16 protein-coding genes are annotated in these 16,696 nt (G+C 69.9%); 2 read left to right on the top strand and 14 right to left on the bottom strand.

Annotated features, from left to right (window positions below):
* Nucleotides 1-256: 256 nt before the first annotated feature.
* The 4 genes from AB0I51_RS13405 to AB0I51_RS13390 are packed head-to-tail and all read right to left on the bottom strand — an operon-like array spanning nt 257 to nt 3,211.
* Nucleotides 257-874 (bottom strand): DsbA family protein, encoded by a 618-nt coding sequence (locus AB0I51_RS13405; protein WP_362974458.1) that lies wholly within the window; start codon nt 872-874, stop codon nt 257-259.
* 55 nt (nt 875-929) lie between these two features.
* Complete coding sequence (locus AB0I51_RS13400; protein ID WP_362974457.1) at nt 930-1,562, bottom strand: TIGR03086 family metal-binding protein; 633 nt, start codon at nt 1,560-1,562, stop codon at nt 930-932.
* A 25-nt stretch (nt 1,563-1,587) separates the two neighbouring features.
* On the bottom strand, nt 1,588-2,610 hold the full coding sequence (locus AB0I51_RS13395; protein ID WP_362974455.1) for a 2-dehydropantoate 2-reductase N-terminal domain-containing protein: 1,023 nt from the start codon (nt 2,608-2,610) through the stop codon (nt 1,588-1,590).
* A 55-nt stretch (nt 2,611-2,665) separates the two neighbouring features.
* A complete protein-coding gene (locus tag AB0I51_RS13390) occupies nt 2,666-3,211 on the bottom strand; it encodes a DUF1697 domain-containing protein (RefSeq protein ID WP_362974453.1) in 546 nt (181 codons plus the stop codon).
* Nucleotides 3,212-3,609: 398 nt separating this feature from the next.
* On the opposite strand from AB0I51_RS13390, the gene AB0I51_RS13385 reads away from it, so the two are divergent.
* On the top strand, nt 3,610-5,853 hold the full coding sequence (locus tag AB0I51_RS13385; RefSeq protein WP_362974450.1) for an MMPL family transporter: 2,244 nt from the start codon (nt 3,610-3,612) through the stop codon (nt 5,851-5,853).
* A 100-nt stretch (nt 5,854-5,953) separates the two neighbouring features.
* On the opposite strand, the gene AB0I51_RS13380 is transcribed toward AB0I51_RS13385, so the two are convergent.
* From AB0I51_RS13380 to AB0I51_RS13355, 6 genes are all read right to left on the bottom strand, one after another.
* A complete protein-coding gene (locus tag AB0I51_RS13380) occupies nt 5,954-6,574 on the bottom strand; it encodes a hypothetical protein (RefSeq protein ID WP_362974448.1) in 621 nt (206 codons plus the stop codon).
* Nucleotides 6,575-6,597: 23 nt separating this feature from the next.
* Nucleotides 6,598-6,897 (bottom strand): hypothetical protein, encoded by a 300-nt coding sequence (locus AB0I51_RS13375; RefSeq protein ID WP_362974446.1) that lies wholly within the window; start codon nt 6,895-6,897, stop codon nt 6,598-6,600.
* A 105-nt stretch (nt 6,898-7,002) separates the two neighbouring features.
* Entirely contained in the window at nt 7,003-7,782 is a 780-nt protein-coding gene (gene erm / locus AB0I51_RS13370; RefSeq protein ID WP_362974444.1) for an ErmE/ErmH/ErmO/ErmR family 23S rRNA (adenine(2058)-N(6))-methyltransferase, read from the bottom strand.
* Nucleotides 7,783-8,159: 377 nt separating this feature from the next.
* Nucleotides 8,160-9,443, bottom strand: coding sequence for a sugar ABC transporter substrate-binding protein (locus AB0I51_RS13365; RefSeq protein WP_362974442.1), 1,284 nt, complete (start codon nt 9,441-9,443; stop codon nt 8,160-8,162).
* Nucleotides 9,443-10,276 carry a carbohydrate ABC transporter permease gene (locus tag AB0I51_RS13360; RefSeq protein WP_362974440.1) on the bottom strand — a complete coding sequence of 278 codons (834 nt, stop codon included), beginning with the start codon at nt 10,274-10,276 and terminating at the stop codon, nt 9,443-9,445. The genes AB0I51_RS13365 and AB0I51_RS13360 overlap by 1 nt, the downstream gene beginning before the upstream one ends.
* 20 nt (nt 10,277-10,296) lie before the next feature.
* Nucleotides 10,297-11,235: a sugar ABC transporter permease gene (locus AB0I51_RS13355; RefSeq protein ID WP_362974438.1), complete on the bottom strand. Its 939-nt coding sequence runs from the start codon at nt 11,233-11,235 to the stop codon at nt 10,297-10,299.
* Between the two features lie 171 nt (nt 11,236-11,406).
* Here AB0I51_RS13355 and AB0I51_RS13350 point away from each other — a divergent pair, with 171 nt between their 5' ends.
* On the top strand, nt 11,407-12,270 hold the full coding sequence (locus AB0I51_RS13350) for an aminoglycoside phosphotransferase family protein (RefSeq protein ID WP_362974436.1): 864 nt from the start codon (nt 11,407-11,409) through the stop codon (nt 12,268-12,270).
* Between the two features lie 29 nt (nt 12,271-12,299).
* Here AB0I51_RS13350 and AB0I51_RS13345 read toward each other — a convergent pair whose 3' ends face one another.
* From AB0I51_RS13345 to AB0I51_RS13330, 4 genes are all read right to left on the bottom strand, one after another.
* A complete protein-coding gene (locus AB0I51_RS13345; protein ID WP_362974434.1) occupies nt 12,300-13,022 on the bottom strand; it encodes a 3'-5' exonuclease in 723 nt (240 codons plus the stop codon).
* A gap of 110 nt (nt 13,023-13,132) precedes the next feature.
* On the bottom strand, nt 13,133-14,374 hold the full coding sequence (locus AB0I51_RS13340; RefSeq protein WP_317887981.1) for an SAV2148 family HEPN domain-containing protein: 1,242 nt from the start codon (nt 14,372-14,374) through the stop codon (nt 13,133-13,135).
* Nucleotides 14,375-14,478: 104 nt separating this feature from the next.
* Nucleotides 14,479-15,795: a copper amine oxidase gene (locus AB0I51_RS13335; protein WP_362974431.1), complete on the bottom strand. Its 1,317-nt coding sequence runs from the start codon at nt 15,793-15,795 to the stop codon at nt 14,479-14,481.
* A 92-nt stretch (nt 15,796-15,887) separates the two neighbouring features.
* Nucleotides 15,888-16,694: a Tat pathway signal sequence domain protein gene (locus AB0I51_RS13330; protein ID WP_362974429.1), complete on the bottom strand. Its 807-nt coding sequence runs from the start codon at nt 16,692-16,694 to the stop codon at nt 15,888-15,890.
* Nucleotides 16,695-16,696 lie beyond the last annotated feature (2 nt).

Below are 16,696 nucleotides of genomic sequence, written 5' to 3'. Positions count from 1 at the left end.
CCGCGGCAACGACGGTAGGACCCTGCCCGCCACTGTCACCTGCCCTTCCGTCCGAATTCGCGCACTTCACCCTAGGGACAACAAGCCTGGTTTGTCCCGGGGTTGGGTGAGGTGGCGTCCGAACGGTACACGGGAGCCGTCCGGTTCCGGCACTCCCCTGTGATGCCGGACCCGGACGGCCCGTCCGCTCTCTGTACTGCGTTTCTTCCGGCGTTCTTGTCACTCCGTGACGGCAACTGGTCCACGTTCGGGACGCTCAGTCGAAGGAGAGGCCGCCCGTGCGGGTCCGCTTCAGCTCGAAGAGGTCGGGGTGTGTGGCCAACACCCGGAAGCTGTCGAAGAGTTCGGCCGCCTTCACGCCGCGCGGAATGGCCCGCAGCACCGGGCCGAACCACACCGTCCCGTCGACGTGCAGGGTCGGCGTCCCCACATACCCGCCCGACTCCTCCTCGACGCCCGCCTCATGACTGCGGCGCACGGCGTCGTCGTAGGACGGATCGTGGGCGGCGTCGGCGAGTGCGGCGGGGAGGCCGAGTTCGGCGAGGGATTCGGCGATCACGGCGTCGAAGTCGTCGTGCCGCCGCTCGTGGATGCGGACACCGAAGGCCGTGTACAGGTCGCGCAGGACCTTGTCGCCGTGCTGTTCGGCGGCGGCCACGGCGACGCGTACCGGGCCGATCGACTTGTCGACCAACTCCCGGTACCAGTCGGGTAGTTCGTTGCCGATGTTGTGGAGGTAGAGGCTCATGGCGTGGAAGCGGAGGTCGAGCGGGCGCGCACGCTCGACCTCCAGCAGCCAGCGGGAGGTGATCCAGGCGAAGGGGCACGCGGGGTCGAAGTAGAAGTCGACGCGGACAGCGGTGTCAGTGCTCATACGGAGAACGCTAACCACTAATTGGGCCGAGCGCTCGACCCAATCAGGCGATATGTCAGTGGTCCACTTTGCGCACGGCCGTCTGCCGGGGGTCCCGTCCGCTGGACGCCAGGGCCCGCTCGAACACCGGGGCGTCGTCCGGTACCGGCACCGGGTCGGCGAAGCCGTCGTACTGGCGGTAGAGCGCGCCGTGCTTCTCGACCACGCCGAGGACGAGGCGGGCGGCGCCGTCCGAGACGCGGTACTCCTGGCCGGTGGCGGTGGCGACGTCCCAGCCGTGCACGGCCAGCTCCTTGATGATCATCGCGGCGAGTTCACCGGCCGGCATCTTCGCCATGCCGAGGTCGACCTCGCCCTCCCACACCGCCGGGTCGGCCCAGGCGGCGACGGCCCGGTCCAGCTGGGCGGCATAGGCCCTTGCCCAGTCCGGGTCGGCGGTGAAGTCGCGGGCGGTGAGTTCCTCGGAGAGCTGCTTGCGCAGGGCGCGGTGCTCCAGGCCGTGCGAGGTGTAGAGAACCCAGTGGTTGACCATCGCGCGCACGTCCCAGTCGGGGCAGTGCGTGGGGTCGTCGAGCTGTGCCGCACCGACACCGCGCGCGACACGGGCCGCCTCGGCGGCGCATTCGATCATGTACGGGTGCAGGTCGTAGTGGTTCGTCCGGTCCGGGTGCAGGTCGTCGTTGCTCATGCACCCCACGCTAGGCAGCGCTCCGTCAGGACTCTTGAACAAACGCGACAGCCTCGTCGGCGAGACGGACCAGCTCGTCGAACGGCAGCGAACCGGCCGCCCTGCGCTCGCGCGCGAAGCCGTTGGCCAGCCGTTGCAGCAGGTCGTTGAGCGGTGTGGGCACACCGTGCAGCCGCCCCAGCAGCGCGATCTCGCCGTTGAGGTAGTCGGCCTCGATGGTGCCGGTGCCCCGGTTCAGCGACTGCCAGGACGAGCCGCCGCCGCGCGGTGCGCCCTCGATCTCCACGAGCTGGATCTTGTCGCCGCGCGCCTCCTTCTCCTCCTCGGAGCTCGCGTACGCGACACCGGCGGCATCGAGCACGGCCGCGCCCTCGGCCCGCACCCGCCCGTAGAACGCGAAGCTCTCCTCGCTGCCGAGCGGGCCGGAGACCGCCTCGATCGCGTTGGCGAGGTTGCCGAGCAGCTTGGAGTACTGCCAGCGCGTCACATCGGGCACGACCGGCGCCTCGAACCGCGACTTCTCCAGGTCGGCGGCGATCAGCCGGGCGGTCTCGTCCGTGCCGTGCGGATAGCGGCCGAGGTGCAGGATGCCGGTGAGGGGAGCGCCCTCGGCGGCGACCACGCCCGGTTCGACGAAGGTCGCGGGCAGCCAGACGCAGACGCCGTACACCTGCCGGAAGCGGCGCAGTGCCAGCCGCTGGCTCTCCACCCCGTTCTGCGCGCAGACTACGGGCAGCCGCTCGGCGGCCGTACCGCCGCCGGCGACCGGCGCGGGTCCCCAGGCCGCGAGCGCGGCCTCGCTGTCCTGGGTCTTGACGGCGAGCAGTAGTACGTCGTCGGGCCTCAACTCGCCCAGTTCCGCCGGCTCTTGGACAACCGGCAGCCGGTAGGTCGACTCGCCGTCCGGCACCTTGAGCCGCAGCCCGTGCTCGGCCAGTGCGGCCCGTTGCGCACCGCGCGCGACGAGTACGACCTCGCTTCCCGCCCCGGCCAGCCGGCCGCCGACGGCTCCGCCGACCGCCCCTGCTCCGATGATGATGTAGCGCATGGGGACGAGCCTCGCACAGGATGGATCTCTCCCTCCACGAGGCCTCTCGACGGTCTCAACTGCCGGTCAGCTCCACCAGTTTGACCACGGTGTTCCAGTTGCGGGTGGTGGCGACCAAGCCCTTGTTGAGTCGGGGCCGGGCCAGTTCGACGGCGAGTCTGGAGCGGCCGAGGCCCTCGGGGACGTAGAGATACAGCGCGCGGTCGCCGAGGCGGAACTCCTCGGGGAGGAAGGCGGATCGGTCGAGCTGCGCGTAGCGGTCCTCCGTGACCGGCTCCGAGCAGTATGTGACGTGGAGCTGTTTGGCCTCCAACTCGGCGGCCGGGAAGGGGCAGTTGTCGGCGACGGCCTTCAGGTAGGCGTGGTCCCGGACGACTACGTCGACGGTGAAGCCGAACCGCTCCTCGATGGCCCGGGCGAGTTCCGCCGCGTGGGACTCCTCGTCCCCGTGACCGCTCGTGAAGACGGCCTGGCCGCTCTGGAGGTAGGTGCGGACGTCGCCGTGTCCGAGGCCTTCGAGGAGAGCGCGCAGCTCGGCCATCGGGAGCTTCTTGTTGCCGCCCACGTTGATCCCGCGCAGCAGCGCCGCATACGTCGTCATCCGCACACCATAAAGCGGCCTTCGTGCCCCGTGGGGGTGGGCACGACGACCGCTTTCCGTGGTGCGTGGGTGCGCGGAAACTCTGGCGGATGAGGTGGCTCCGGATCAACACCTACGGGCACACCTACAGACACCTGTGACTTGTTCAACAAGCTTTCTTAATAACAAAGCGGACCCTGCCGACGCATCGGACACCCTGATCACCACCCCCGAGCCGCCCGGATAGATGTAGGGGGCCGCCGTCCTCCCCAGTGGTGAGGGCCCGGGGTCCGTGCGGAGGAGTCGGGCCCTTGGTACTTCACCGGTCAGCACGAGGGGACGTTCTTATTCCGCGCATACCTTCGAACCATGAGGTGGCGGCAGGGGGCTGTCACCGTGCACAAGGGGGCAAGCCCGTCATGGGGAACGGAGATTCGCGGGTACGGGGCCTCGCCGCCCGGGCCGGCGGCTGGAGCGCCCGGCACCGGTGGGCCGCGGTCGGCATCTGGGTGCTGTTCGTGGTGCTGGCGATGGGAATCGGTTCGGCGGCGGGCCGCGTCGACGTCAACGAGAGCGACCAGCTCAAGGGCGAGACGCACACCGCCGCCACGATCATCGACGACGCGGGGATCAAGGAACCGGCCGGTGAGACCGTCCTGATCCAGTCGAAGGACGGGTCGCTCAAGTCCACGGACGCCGAGTTCCGCTCCGCGGTCACCGCGGTCGTGACGGCGGTGAACGGCACCGGCAAGGTCACGGACGTCACCTCGCCGTACGACACGAAGACGATCTCGAAGGACGGCCGGAGCGCGCTCGTCCAGTTCGACATGCGGGGCGACTCGGACACCGCGGGCGACCGGGTGGAGCCGGTGCTGAACGCCGTCGCCGGGGTGCAGAAGGACCATGGCTCGCTGCGGATCGAGGAGATCGGCGGCGCCAGCATGGCGAAGCAGTACAAGGACGCGTTCGGCGACGACTTCAAGAAGGCCGAGTACTCCGCCGTGCCCGTGGCCCTGGGCATTCTGCTGATCGCCTTCGGCGCGCTGGTCGCGGCGCTGCTGCCGGTGGCGCTGGCCCTCACCGCGATCATCGCGACGATGGGTCTGATGGGCATCGTCAGCCACGTACAGCCGATGAGCGACACCGCCAACTCGGTGATGCTCCTTGTCGGTCTGGCCGTCGGCGTCGACTACTGCCTGTTCTATCTGCGCCGCGAACGCGAGGAGCGCGAGGCCGGCCGGGACGCCGGGGCCGCGCTGCGGATCGCCGCCGCGACCAGTGGCCGCGCCATCATCGTCTCCGGTGTCACGGTGTGCGTGGCGATGGCGGGCATGCTGTTCACCGGACTCGCCGAGTTCGAGGCGATGGGCCTGGCCTCGCTGATGGTCGTCGCGGTCGCCATGGTCGGCTCGGTGACCGTACTGCCCGCGCTGCTCTCCCTGTTGGGCGAGCGGGTCGAGAAGGGCCGCATCCCGTTCCTGCGCCGGCGCGGCCGCCGGGGCAACGGCGAGAGCCGGTTCTGGACCGCCGTCCTCAAGGGCGTGCTCGCCAAGCCGCTCGTCTCCGTCCTCGTCGCGGCCGGCGCGCTGCTGGCGATCGCCGCTCCCGCGCTCGGCATGAAGACCGAAAACCTCACCCTGGACCAGGAGTTCGGCAACTCCCTCCCGATCGTGGGGACTTACAACCGGGTCAACGACGCCTTCCCCGGCGGCTCCGAACCGGCCGAGGTGGTCGTCAAGGCCAAGGACATCAACGCACCCGAGGTAAAGCAGGCGTTGGCCGACTTCAAGGCGGAGGCGGTCAGTTCGGGCGCCTCACTCGGCCCGGTCGACATCAAGCTGCACGACGCGCAGAACGTCGCCTTCGTCTACGTCCCGCTCGTCGGCGGCTCCGACCAGGACAAGGCCGCGAAGAGCCTGGAGAAACTGCGCGACGAGGTACGGCCCGCCACCCTCGGCAAGGTCGACGGGGTCCGGGCGCCGATCACCGGACAGGTCGCCGGTTCGCACGACTTCAACGACCAGCTCCTCGGATCGGTCGTACCGGTCTTCGCGTTCGTCGTGGTCTTCGCCTTCCTGCTGATGCTCCTGTCGTTCCGCTCACTGACGGTCGCGATCACCTCGATCGCCCTCAACCTCCTTTCGGTGGGGGCGGCTTACGGCATCCTCGTGGCCGTGTTCCAGCACGGCTGGGGCGCCTCGCTGGTGGGCGCGGAGGGCGTCGGCGCCATCGTCACCTGGCTGCCGCTGTTCCTCTTCGTGATCCTGTTCGGCCTGTCGATGGACTACCACGTGTTCGTCGTCTCCCGCATCCGTGAGGCCCGGCTGCGCGGCCGTACGACCCGGGACGCGATCCAGCACGGCGTGGTCACCACGGCCGGTGTCGTCACCAGCGCCGCGATCATCATGGTCGCCGTCTTCGCGATCTTCGGCACACTGTCCATGCAGTCCATGAAGCAGATGGGCGTCGGCCTCGCGGCGGCGGTCCTCATCGACGCGACGGTCATCCGGGGCGTCCTGCTCCCCGCGGTGATGGCCCTGTTGGGCGAACGCAACTGGTACTTCCCGAAGTGGCTCGACCGCCTCCCCGACCTGACCCACGACGAGTCTCCGGAACCGGTCGCGTCCACGGTGGCGGGCGAGGGCGAGCCGGTGCGGGTGTAACTCCGCTGGACTGAGGGATTGTCGGTATCAGCGCAGAGCAAAGGGACGCCGGCCCACCGGATCTGGCCCGACCAGACCCGGTGGGCCGGCGTCCTGCCCGTCACTCGCTCCGCGGGTGGTAGGCGAGCTGGCGCTCGACGCTCGCCGCGGCGAAGTCGCCGAGGCCGTTCACCACCTCACCGGCCTCCAGCCTGATCCCGCGGGCCAGGCCCGCCCCCTTGAGGACGGCGCCGCGGCGGTCGGGATCGGTGCCGGTGAAGTCGTCGCCTCCGGCCAGCCGAACGCTCCGTGCCGAGATGGCCCCGAGGACCTGGGCACCGTCACCGATGACGCCGGCTCCGACGATCTCGGCGCCGTTGAGCAGCCGGGCACGGTTGCCGACCGACACCACGGAGCCGGGCTGATCGGCCTTGATCTGCACACCGCCGGGGCCGAGAGAGCATTCGTTCCCGATCTCGATCCGCCCATCGTTCGCGGCGATCACCAGCGTCGACGAGTGGAGGGTGTTGCCGCTGCCGATGGAGCACGTCCCGCCGTCGCACTGCACCACGACACCCGGGAAGAAGATGTTGCCCTCACCGATCACGGCATCGTCGGCGATCAGCGTCGAGAACGGATCGAAGACGGTGTTCGTCTCGGCGAGGACGGCCATCCCGGCGAGCGTCAGGAACCCGTTCCTTCGCCGGTGCTCGTCCATCAGATCGATGATCTTGTCCTGCACTTCCGGTCAGCTCCCCTGGTCGGTCAACTCGTGGGTGGCGATGGGGCGGCCCGGTCCGGCCGGGGCAGAAAGCCGTAGTGGATCATCCGCTTGCGCTCACCGACGACGCCAAGGCTGACGAGCGCGCCCATGGCCAGCGAGTACAGGACGGTCGGGAGATCGATCCGCCCGATGGCCAACGCGGCCACCCCGCCGAAGAACACGGCACCGACGAGGCCGAAGCGCAGCGGATGCCGAACGGCACGCTTGCGGGCTTCGGACGGGGGCAGATGCCCGCCGAAGGCGCGGTCGACCGCGAAGAACATCCGTTTGATCCGATCCACTGCTCTCTCCTGGCGGTACATGGCCCGGCCCGAGCCCGGAGGCCCTGGCCAGGCCATGAGTCGCACCTGTGCCAGAACCCCGGCATCATACGGAGCGCGGTGGCGCTACGACATCAACTCCTTGTGCAGCCTTAGCCAGTGGTCCGGGGACACCTCGCCGACGAGGACGTGCGGGCCGAGGTGTGCCGCGCGGAACGCGGCGTCCACGTGGCGCCTGGGGTGTGCCCGGCGCAGCGAGGCGTGCAGCGAACCGCCCACCCCCGAGAAGCCCAGCTCGACCAGGTGCCGCCAGCCGCGCAGGTCGACGGGTTCGAGCAGCGGGGTCCGGCGCCGCTCGATCCGTACGATCCCGGCGTCGACGCGCGGCACCGGACTGAACCTCCTCCGGTCGACCCGCCCGACCAGCCGCCATTCGAAGCGCGGCCAGCTGCGGACCGTCAGCAGGGTCCAACTCCCGTAGTCCCCGGTGCGTTTGCGGGCGTACTCCAGCTGGGTGAGGAGGGTGGCGTCGGTGAGGGTGGGGGCGCGCAGGCACCAGTCGACGATGTCGGCGGTGCGGGAGAAGGGCACGTTCCCGGCGACGGAGAACGGGGTGCGTGGGGGCCTGGTGTTCATGAAGTCACCGGCGATGACGTGCACTTGGGGTGTTGCGGCGAAGCGGGTGCGGAGCTTCGGTACGAGTCGGGGGTCGATCTCGTGGGCGTGGAGTTCGCGGCAGTGGGGCGCGAGCTTCGCGGTCAACGCGCCTTTTCCCGCGCCCACTTCGAGAAGGAGGGGGATCTGCCGGCCGCGCGGGACGGCGAGGCGGGCGACGAACTCTGCGGTGGCGCGGTCGGCGAGGAAGTTCTGCGAGAGCGCGCGGGAAACGTGAGTGGGGCGGGCCATGGCCTGCGGTCCTTGTCTTCCGTGAAGGGCATACGGGCAGACGAAGGCCCCGACCGGAAGAGCAGGGAGAACCGACCGCGCACCGGACGAGCGTCGAGTCGGGTCGGCGGAGGTGTCAGCGGGCGTGGACGCCCGGGCCGGTCAGGGCACCGGGGCCGCGGCGCATGCGGATCGCATACGTGCAGCTCCGGCCGAGACCGGAGTTCGTGATCGCGTTGGCGGCTGACATGTAGGGCACGCTAGGCGGGACGGGTGGAGCGGGGCAACGGGATTTTCGCGGTGAGGTGCGCCGTCCGGGGAGGGTGGTGCGGTTGGACGGCGGGGGCGGGTGCGCTGTGGCTTGTCTCGCAGTTCCCCGCGCCCCTGAAGGCGTCACCTCATCGTTGGTATCTCGCCAGCACCAAGTTGCCGTCCCTCACCAGCCGTTGGCGCAGCTCGGCCAAACCGATCGCGCCGCTGTAGTACTCCTGGAAGGCCGGGGTGGCCACCTTGTCCTTCCATTCCGGGTAGCCGCGTACCGACTGTGCGGGCGCCGAGACGAGGTCGTCGGCGAGCGCCGCACCGGTGGCCCAGTCGTCCTTCGTGGTGTGCAGAGCCGGGTCCTTGAGGGCCTCGGTGCCGGTGGGGAGCATCCAGTCGCCGAGGGCCAGGCGGACCATGTTCTTGGGCTGGAGCAGGAAGTCGATGAACTCGGCGGCCTCCCTCTTGTGGGGGCTGTCCTGGGCGATGGACAGGGTCTGCGGGCTGACGCCCTGGGTGAGTCCGTCGGCGCCGGCCGGAGCGGGCAGCACCTGCCAGTCGAAGCCTTTCGGCGCCTGCTGCACGATCTGCTGGCGGTAGGAGAAGCCGAGCGGGACCATCGCGTACTTGCCGCCGAAGAACCCGGGCAGGGTGTCCGAGCCGCCGCTGCCGAGCGTCGTGGGCGAGGCGCTGTGGTCCACGTCCGCCTGGGCGTGGATGGTGCGCGGCACGACCTGGTCGGCCGCGTCGAAGCGCACGGTCACCTTGCCGTCCGCACCCCGGTGGAACAGTTCGCCGCCCGCCGAGAGGGACAGGTTGAGCGTGGCGGACACCGGTTCCTTGAGCGGCCAGGCCACGCCGTACTTGCCGTCACCGCTCAGTCGGCGGGTGACGGCCCTGAACTCCGGCCAGGTCCAGGGGTGTTCGGGGGTCGGGATGCGTACGCCCGCCGTCTTCAGCCAGGTCGCGTTGGCGATGATCACCCTCGGCTCCTGGAGGAACGGCACGCCGTAGATCCCGTCCCCGAAGGTCACCGTCTCCCAACTGCGCTGCGGAATACCGGACTTGAGCCGGGTCGGCAGCAGGTTCCCGAGGTCGGCGAGGTAGCCGCCGTAGGCGAAGTCCGCGAGGTCGTCCGAGGCGTCGTGGATGATGTCCGGCGCCTCACCGCCCTCGAAGGAGGTGAGCAGCTGGTCGTGGACGCTGTCCCAACTGCCCTGTACGTACTCGACCTTGACGTCCGGATGGGTCGCGTTCCACTCCTTCACCAACTCCTTGTTGGCGGTGACGGACTCCTCCTGCCAGGCGAGGGACTGGAACCGGAGGGTGATCCTGCCGTTCGCGGAGTTGTTTCCGCCGCCGCTCGTGCAGCCGGCGAGCAGCAGGCCCACGACGAGGGCGAGGATCCAGCGGGAGCGCATCAGCTCTTCACCGCCCCGGTGAGCATGCCGCCCGTGATCCGGCGTTGGATCAGGGCGAAGACGAGCAGGGAAGGGAGGGTCGCGAGGAACGCGGCGGCGGCCAGCGGGCCGAGGTCGGCGACACCCTCCGCGCCGATGAAGTGGGTGAGGACGACCGGCAGGGTCTGGTGCTCCGGGGTCTTGAGCAGAACCAGCGCGAAGAAGAACTCGTTCCACGCGGTGACGAACGCGAACAGTGCCGTCGCCACGATCCCCGGCGCGAGCAGCGGTGCCGTCACCGACACGAGGGTGCGGAGCTTCCCGGCCCCGTCGACCGCCGCCGCCTCCTCCAACTCGGCCGGTACCGCCCGTACATAGCCGACGAGCATCCACAGCGCGAACGGCAGCGACCACACCACGTAGACCAGCACCAGGCCGGCCAGGGAGTCGATCAGCCGCAGGTTCTTCAGCGCCAGGAACAGCGGAATGATCACCAGCACGAACGGGAAGGCCTGGCTGACCACCACCCACCCGGTCGCGGCCCGCGCGAGTGCAGTACGGCGCCGGGCCATGACCCAGGCCATCGGGGTCGCGATCACCACCGCGATCAGTGCGGCGCCGACCGCGGCGAGCAGGGAGTTCAACGCGGCGTGCAGCAGCGGCTGTTCGTCGAAGGCCTGGCGGAAGTTGGCGAGGGTGGGGTGCCGGGGGATCCAGGTGGGGTGCAGACTGCCCAGCTCGCGCGGGGACTTGAAGGCGGTGGAGATCAGCCAGACGAAGGGGAAGGCGAGGAAGACGAGATACGCGAGCAGGGCGACGTACTGTCCGGCGCGGGCTCCGGTACTGGTCCTCATGCCTGTGGTGCTGCTGGTCCTCATGAGTCGTCCCCTCCCCGAAGCCGGCCTACGAGGAAGACGGCCAGGAGCACCGCGATCACCGCGACCATCACGCATCCCATCGCCGCCGCGTAGCCGAACTGGCCGTAGCGGAAGGCCTCTTCGTAGGCGAAGAGCATGGGCAGCCGGGTGCGGCCGCCGGGTCCGCCGCTGGTCAGGACGTAGACCAGGGCGAAGGAGTTGAAGTTCCAGATGAGGTTGAGCGCCGTGATCGACAGCGCCACCGGTCTGAGGGCGGGCCAGGTGACCGTGCGGAATCGGCGCCAGGCTCCGGCGCCGTCGACCGCCGCCGCCTCGTGCAGTTCGCGCGGGGTGTTCTGCAGTCCGGCGAGCAGGGCGACCGTCGTCTGGGGCATGCCCGCCCAGACGCCGACGACGATCACGGCAGGCAGCGCGGTCGACAGACTGCTGAGCCAGTCCCGGCCGTTCCCGAGGCCGAGGTCGCGCAGGGTCTCGTTGAGGATGCCGGCGTCCGGGTTGTAGACGATGCGCCACATGATGCCGACAACGACCTCGGGCATCGCCCACGGGACGATCGCCAGCGCCCTGGCGAGCCATCTCAGCCGCAGGTCCTGGTTGAGCAGCAGGGCGAGGCCCAGGGCGAGCAGGAACTGCGGCACGGTGACCCCGACCGCCCACACCAGTCCGATCCGGAACGACTCCCAGAACAGCGTGTCGTGCAGCAGATCCCGGAAGTTGAGGCCGCCGATCCACTGCGTGGGCGCGGTCCGGCCCGACTGGGAGTCGGTGAAGGCCAGCAGGACGCCGTAGAGGAGGGGACCGACGCTGAGCACGAGGATCGGGATCAGCGCGGGTAACACCAGGAACCAGGCCGCGTGGTCGGAGCCGCACCCTTGGCGGTCCCGGCCCGGCGGCCTCCGCGCCTCCGGGACCGATACCCCCGTCACCGATGTCATGGAATCAGCCCCTTTGCGCGACCCGGTCGGGCCCCGTCATGGTCGTGAAGGCCGTGTGCCTCGTCAAGGCACCTCGCATGCCGTCCCACCTGTGCGAATGCGACACTGGCCGTCGGATGGCGGGAACCCGACGCCGTACGCACACGCACAGGAACCACACGGAGGCGGACGATGGACGAGGCACGGGCCCGGGACGTACTGGCCGCGGCGGACGTACTGCCCGGCCCGGCGCGGGACGCGCGGCTCCTCACCCTCGGCGAGAACGCGGTGTTCGCCGCCGGTGACCTGGTCGTCAAGGTGGGCCGCGAAGCCGAACTCCTCGACCGCGCCCGGCGCGAGCTGGACGTCGCGGTGTGGCTGGCCGAGACGGGCGTGCCGGCGGTGCGGGCCGCCGACCCCAAGCCGCGCCTCGTCGAGGGACACCCGGTGACCGTGTGGCACCGACTGGCCGATTCCGTACGCCCCGCCGAGCCCCGGGATTTGGCCGAACTGCTACGCCTCGTCCACGCCCTCCCCTCCCCCTCCTTCGAACTCCCGCCCCGCGAGCTGCTGGGCGGTGTGGAGCGCTGGCTGCGGCTCGCGGGCGACGCGATCGATCCGGCGGACGCGGCCTATCTGCGTGAGCGCCGCGACGGCTTCGCGACGGCGGCAGCCGCGCTCACGCCGCACCTGCCGCCGGGGCCGATCCACGGCGACGCGCTGCCGCGCAATGTGCACGTCGGTCCGGACGGGCCGGTCCTGGTCGACCTGGAGACCTTCTCCGCCGACCTGCGTGAGCACGACCTGGTGGTGATGGCTCTGTCCCGCGACCGCTATGCCCTCCCGGCGCGCGCGTACGACGCGTTCACCGAGGCCTACGGCTGGGACGTGCGCGAGTGGGACGGCTGCGGGGTGCTGCGCGGCGCCCGGGAGACGGCCAGTTGTGCGTGGGTTGCGCAGCATGCGCCGAGCAATCCCGAGGCGCTGGCCGAGTTCGAGCGCCGGGTCAGGTCCTTGCGGGACGGGGACGAGACGGTGCGGTGGTATCCGTTCTGAACCGACACCCCTGCTGAATCCGCCCGGGTTCAGACCGTCTCGTCCTCAAGCTCGCGCAGCGGCCAGGTGCCGTCGACCACCGCGTCCTGGTCGCCCTTGCGGCGCAGGAAGCTCTGGAAGTCGGCAGCCCATTCCGCGTACCACTCGATCTGGCGGCGGTGCAGTTCGGCCGGGCCGAGGGCCGCGACCTTGGGGTGGCGGTCGGCTATCGCACCGGCCAGCCGCGCGGCGGCGAGGGCGTCGGCCGAGGCGTCGTGGGCTGTGTCGAGGACCACGCCGTACTCCTGGCAGACCGCTTCGAGGTTGCGTTTGCCGCGGCGGTAACGGTCGACGGAGCGGTCGATCGTGTACGGGTCGATGACCGGGGCGGGGTCGATGCCGCCCAGGCGGTCGCGCAGGGACGGGAGTCCGTGCCGGCGCAGCTCGGCGGAGAGCAGGGTGAGGTCGAAGGCCGCGTTGTAGGCGACGACGGGGACGCCCGTCTTCCAGTAGGTCACGAGGACGTCCGCGATCGCGTCGGCGACCTCGTCGGCGGGACGGCCCTCGGCGGTGGCCCGTTCGTTCGTGATGCCGTGCACGGCGACGGCGTCGGCCGGGATCTCCACACCGGGATCCGCCAGCCACTCCCGACGGCCCGCCGGCCGTCCGCCCCTGACCTCTATGACCGCGCCGGTGACGATGCGCGCCTCGCGCGGCTCCGTGCCGGTCGTCTCCAGGTCGAAGCCGATGAGCAGCTCCTGGTGCCAGGCCATGACGGCCCCCCTTCTCGGTGGTGCTTTCCCCCAGTGGTCTCCACGATCGCATGAGCCACTGACAATCCGAGGACCGCGTTCCGCTTGGCGCCGGACCGGCCCCGGACAGGTCAGGACACCGGTCGCGAATCCGCCCACATCTGCTCGAACTCATCGCGATAGGTAGGGAAAAGACCGCTGTCGTCCATTTCGTCCGACTTCACGAGTCGGCTTCCGTTGCGCAGCACCAGCACCGGCGCCTCCATTCCGCGGCTGCGGCGCAGATAGGACTGCACGACGGCTATGCCGTCCGAGCCGTCGCCGTCGACGAGGTACGCCGTGAAGCGCGGTGTCTCGTCGAAGACCTGGATCTCGAAGGCGCCCGGGTCACGCAGCCGGGACCGCACCCGCCGCATGTGCAGGATGTTCATCTCGACGGCGCGGCTCAACTCGCCCCGCTTTATGCCGAGTTCACGCTCGCGCCGCTTCACCGCGCTGGAGGCCGGGTTGAGGAACAGCAGCCGTACCCGGCAGCCCGACTCGGCGAGGCGGACCAGCCGTCGGCCGGAGAAGTTCTGCACGAGGAGGTTGAGGCCGATGCCGATGGCGTCGACGCGGCGGGCTCCGCCGAAGATGTCCTCGGCCGGGAACTGGCGCATCAGCCGCACCCGGTCGGGGTGGACGGCGACCACGTCGGCGAACCGGTCGCCGATCAGCTCCTCGACCGCGTCGACGGGCAGCCTGCGCGCCGAGGGCACGTCGCTGCCGGCGCCGAGGGTCTCCAGAAGCTTCGCGGAGGCCCGCTCGGCCTGATTGAGGACGGCCTCGGACAGGGCGCGGTTGCGGGAGACGACGTTGCGGGTCACTTCCAGTTCGTCCAGGGCGAGTTCGACGTCCCGGCGCTCGTCGAAGTACGGCTCGAAGCACGGCCAGTGCTGCACCATCAGCTCGCGCAGCTGCGGCAGGGTCAGGAAGCTGAGGACGTTGTCGTCGGCCGGGTCGAGCAAGTAGCCCTTGCGGCGGCTGACTTCGCGGACGGCGACCGCGCGCTGCACCCACTCCTGGCCGGCCGGACCGGCCGCGGCGACGACCCATTCGTCGCCGTGGACGGGTTCGTAGATGGGACGCAGGACGGCGGCCACGACGGCGCGCAGCCGCTGTTCGACCAGGTTCAGCCAGATGTAGGCGCGGCCGGCTCGCTGGGCGCGCGTACGCACCTCGCGCCAGGCGTCGGCGTCCCAGTCCAACTCCGGCCCAATGGAACCAGCCGCGTCCATCGGACGTGCCAGGGACACCGCGCCGGGCGGGACTTCTGCGGAGTTCCCCTCGTGACTCTCGTCACCAGGGGGCAACTCCAGCCCTCCCGAGCCCACCCGTGCACCGCCTTCCGCTCCCCCGAGCTCTCCCCAGTCTCAACGATCAAGGAAGGGTACTCCGGGACCGGTCGGCGGTGCAGCCGGATGGACAGGGTCGTTTCTCAACTTCCGCCGTTCACATTGCCGTTCTGGTCGGCGAGGGCGGGCGGAGTGAGCGGATTCATAGCGGTGACGTCACGCGGGGCGATCGAGAATCCCTGCCAGTGGACCGGCATCGGCTGCTGGTCCTCGTCGCGGGCGATGTGGTGGAAGCCGACGTTCACCCAGACCACGGGCTGGGTGAGGGTCTGGCCGTTGACCCACTTGTCGACCTGCTTCGGGTGCCCCGCACCGCAGTTGGGCAGGTTGTCGCTGGCGAACTGCTCGCACTTGTTGTACTGGGTGAAGTACACGTCGTGCTGGGTGAAGCTGCGGCCCGGGTACTTGGTGGTGGGGCCGGGGACTATCTCGTAGGACCGGGCGTGGTTGTCCTTGTTCTTGCCGGTCGCGCTGACGATGCGCCACCAGCGCATGTTCTTCGCGTCGCCCGCGAGTTCCTTGGTGACCTTGGTCAAAGTGGTCTTGTTGGTGGGCGTGTTGGCGCCACGCGGGGTGACCACGGAGTCGTACTGCTCGACGCGGCCCTTGGAGGAGCCGTCGAGCGCGAAGTCCAACTTCCAGAAGACGTCGTGCTGGTGGCTCGTCGCGTACGCCGTGGCGCCCTTGCCGAGCGGCCAGCCGCGGCCGTCGCCCGCGTCGTAGTCGTAGGGCGAAAGGCTGCCGGTGGCACCGACGTTCATGTTGATGGTGCCGTCGTCCTGGAAGCGCCACTCGGTGATGTACTCGTACCAGCCGACCTGGTTGACCGTGTAGACGAGGAAGTCCTTGCCCTGGGTCTGGAAGACCTTGTTGGCGCTGTCGCCCTGCATGCGGAAGGCGTGGCCGCGCGAACGGGTCGTCGTGCAGAGGCCCTTGACGTTCGGGTGGTCCGGGTCGATCGCGTCGGGGACCTTGACGGTCTTGATGGTGCCGCCGGGACACTCGCCGGGCTGCATGTTCATCAGGCCGGTGCCGAAGCCGTACTGGGTGAGGTCGCTGTACTCGTTCTTGCCGTCGTCGTACGGCACATGGATCTGGGCGAGCTTCGCGTCGGCGAGCACCTTGATGGGGGCGGCCTCGCCGGGCGGCTGGTAGGAGATGTTCTCCAGGACGAGGCCGGCCTCGCGCTCGTAGTGCCAGCACATCCGCCAGGTGGTGCCGGTGGAGAGCTTCTGCTCGATGGTGTAGGCGGCGCTGCAGCCGGGGGCGGCGGCGCTCGGGGCTGCCTTCGGCTGGGCGACGGCCGGGCCCGCGCCCGCGGTGGCGCCGGCGGCCAGGGCGGCCACCGTGAGGGCCACGGCCCCCCGCCTGCGGGCACGGCTGATTCTGTTGACGCGCATGAAGAAGTGACTCCCTTACAGGAGAAGCAAGTTGGGACAGTGAACGAAGGAGGGCGCGATCCGCGTGGGTCGGTGCGGACGGCGCGATCGGCTCAGCCGGTGAGCTTGCCGACCTTGCGGGCGCTCAGGTCGATGACGAAGTCGCGGGCGTCGATCCACGGCCCGTTCTTGACCTTCGGGAACAGCCGCACGCAGCGGTGCTCACCGCACTTGTCGAGGACGCCTGACTGCCGTCCCGGAGTGGCCTTGTAGATCATGGCGGTCACCAACAGCTGGTCCGGTGAGGTGAGTTGGTTGCCGGTGGCGTCCTTGTAGTCGGCCTTCAGGCCCGCGCCGAGCGGGTCCGCGAGCAGCAGCTGGGCCGCCTCGACGTCCTCGGCGTGGCTCGCCGGCGGCTGCACTCCGTGCTGGGTGCCGGTCTGCTCGACCTTGCCGGTGTCCAGGTTGACGGTCTTGGTGACGACCGTGTCGTCCTTGTAGTCGTAGAACGTCACGTCCGCGCGGCGCGGCGCGTTCGGGTTGTCCAGCTCGTCGGGGTTCGGGTCTGCGAGTTCGACGTCGAGACGCTGCGGTCCGCGCTTGCCGTCCACGTTCTCACTGGAGTTGAGGAACTGCTGGTTCACCGCGAGCCGCTCGACGCGTTTGGTCTCGTCCTCGGTGAGCGGGTCGCGGCCCTTGCCCTTCTCGCCCTCGGCCGGGGCCTGTTGCACGACACCGGGTGCCGCGCCCACTCCGTCCGCCGCCTGCTGGGCGGATCCGGCGGCCTTGCCGGTGCCCCCCGACTCGTCGGCCCCCGCCGTGCCCGGCAGGGTGACGGCGACCATCACGGCGGTCCCGGCCACCGCTATGGCCGTACCCGCCACCACTTTGCCCAGGTGGCGGTGCACTGTCCTTCGCACAT

Origin of the sequence: Streptomyces sp. NPDC050549 (assembly GCF_040655035.1) — a bacterium.
Taxonomy (GTDB): Bacteria; Actinomycetota; Actinomycetes; order Streptomycetales; family Streptomycetaceae; genus Streptomyces.
Note: the sequence above shows the minus strand (reverse complement) of the source record. Positions and strands in the feature narration are given on the sequence as shown.

What these genes read in the sequence shown, in the direction of transcription:
- AB0I51_RS13395 (WP_362974455.1), bottom strand. Translation starts at nt 2,610, where the DNA reads ATGCGCTACATCATCATCGGAGCAGGGGCGGTCGGCGGAGCCGTCGGC.
- AB0I51_RS13350 (WP_362974436.1), top strand. Translation starts at nt 11,407, where the DNA reads ATGGACGAGGCACGGGCCCGGGACGTACTGGCCGCGGCGGACGTACTG.
- AB0I51_RS13405 (WP_362974458.1), bottom strand. Translation starts at nt 874, where the DNA reads ATGAGCACTGACACCGCTGTCCGCGTCGACTTCTACTTCGACCCCGCG.
- erm (WP_362974444.1), bottom strand. Translation starts at nt 7,782, where the DNA reads ATGGCCCGCCCCACTCACGTTTCCCGCGCGCTCTCGCAGAACTTCCTC.
- AB0I51_RS13355 (WP_362974438.1), bottom strand. Translation starts at nt 11,235, where the DNA reads ATGACATCGGTGACGGGGGTATCGGTCCCGGAGGCGCGGAGGCCGCCG.
- AB0I51_RS13365 (WP_362974442.1), bottom strand. Translation starts at nt 9,443, where the DNA reads ATGCGCTCCCGCTGGATCCTCGCCCTCGTCGTGGGCCTGCTGCTCGCC.
- AB0I51_RS13400 (WP_362974457.1), bottom strand. Translation starts at nt 1,562, where the DNA reads ATGAGCAACGACGACCTGCACCCGGACCGGACGAACCACTACGACCTG.
- AB0I51_RS13335 (WP_362974431.1), bottom strand. Translation starts at nt 15,795, where the DNA reads ATGCGCGTCAACAGAATCAGCCGTGCCCGCAGGCGGGGGGCCGTGGCC.
- AB0I51_RS13345 (WP_362974434.1), bottom strand. Translation starts at nt 13,022, where the DNA reads ATGGCCTGGCACCAGGAGCTGCTCATCGGCTTCGACCTGGAGACGACC.
- AB0I51_RS13385 (WP_362974450.1), top strand. Translation starts at nt 3,610, where the DNA reads ATGGGGAACGGAGATTCGCGGGTACGGGGCCTCGCCGCCCGGGCCGGC.
- AB0I51_RS13390 (WP_362974453.1), bottom strand. Translation starts at nt 3,211, where the DNA reads ATGACGACGTATGCGGCGCTGCTGCGCGGGATCAACGTGGGCGGCAAC.
- AB0I51_RS13360 (WP_362974440.1), bottom strand. Translation starts at nt 10,276, where the DNA reads ATGAGGACCAGTACCGGAGCCCGCGCCGGACAGTACGTCGCCCTGCTC.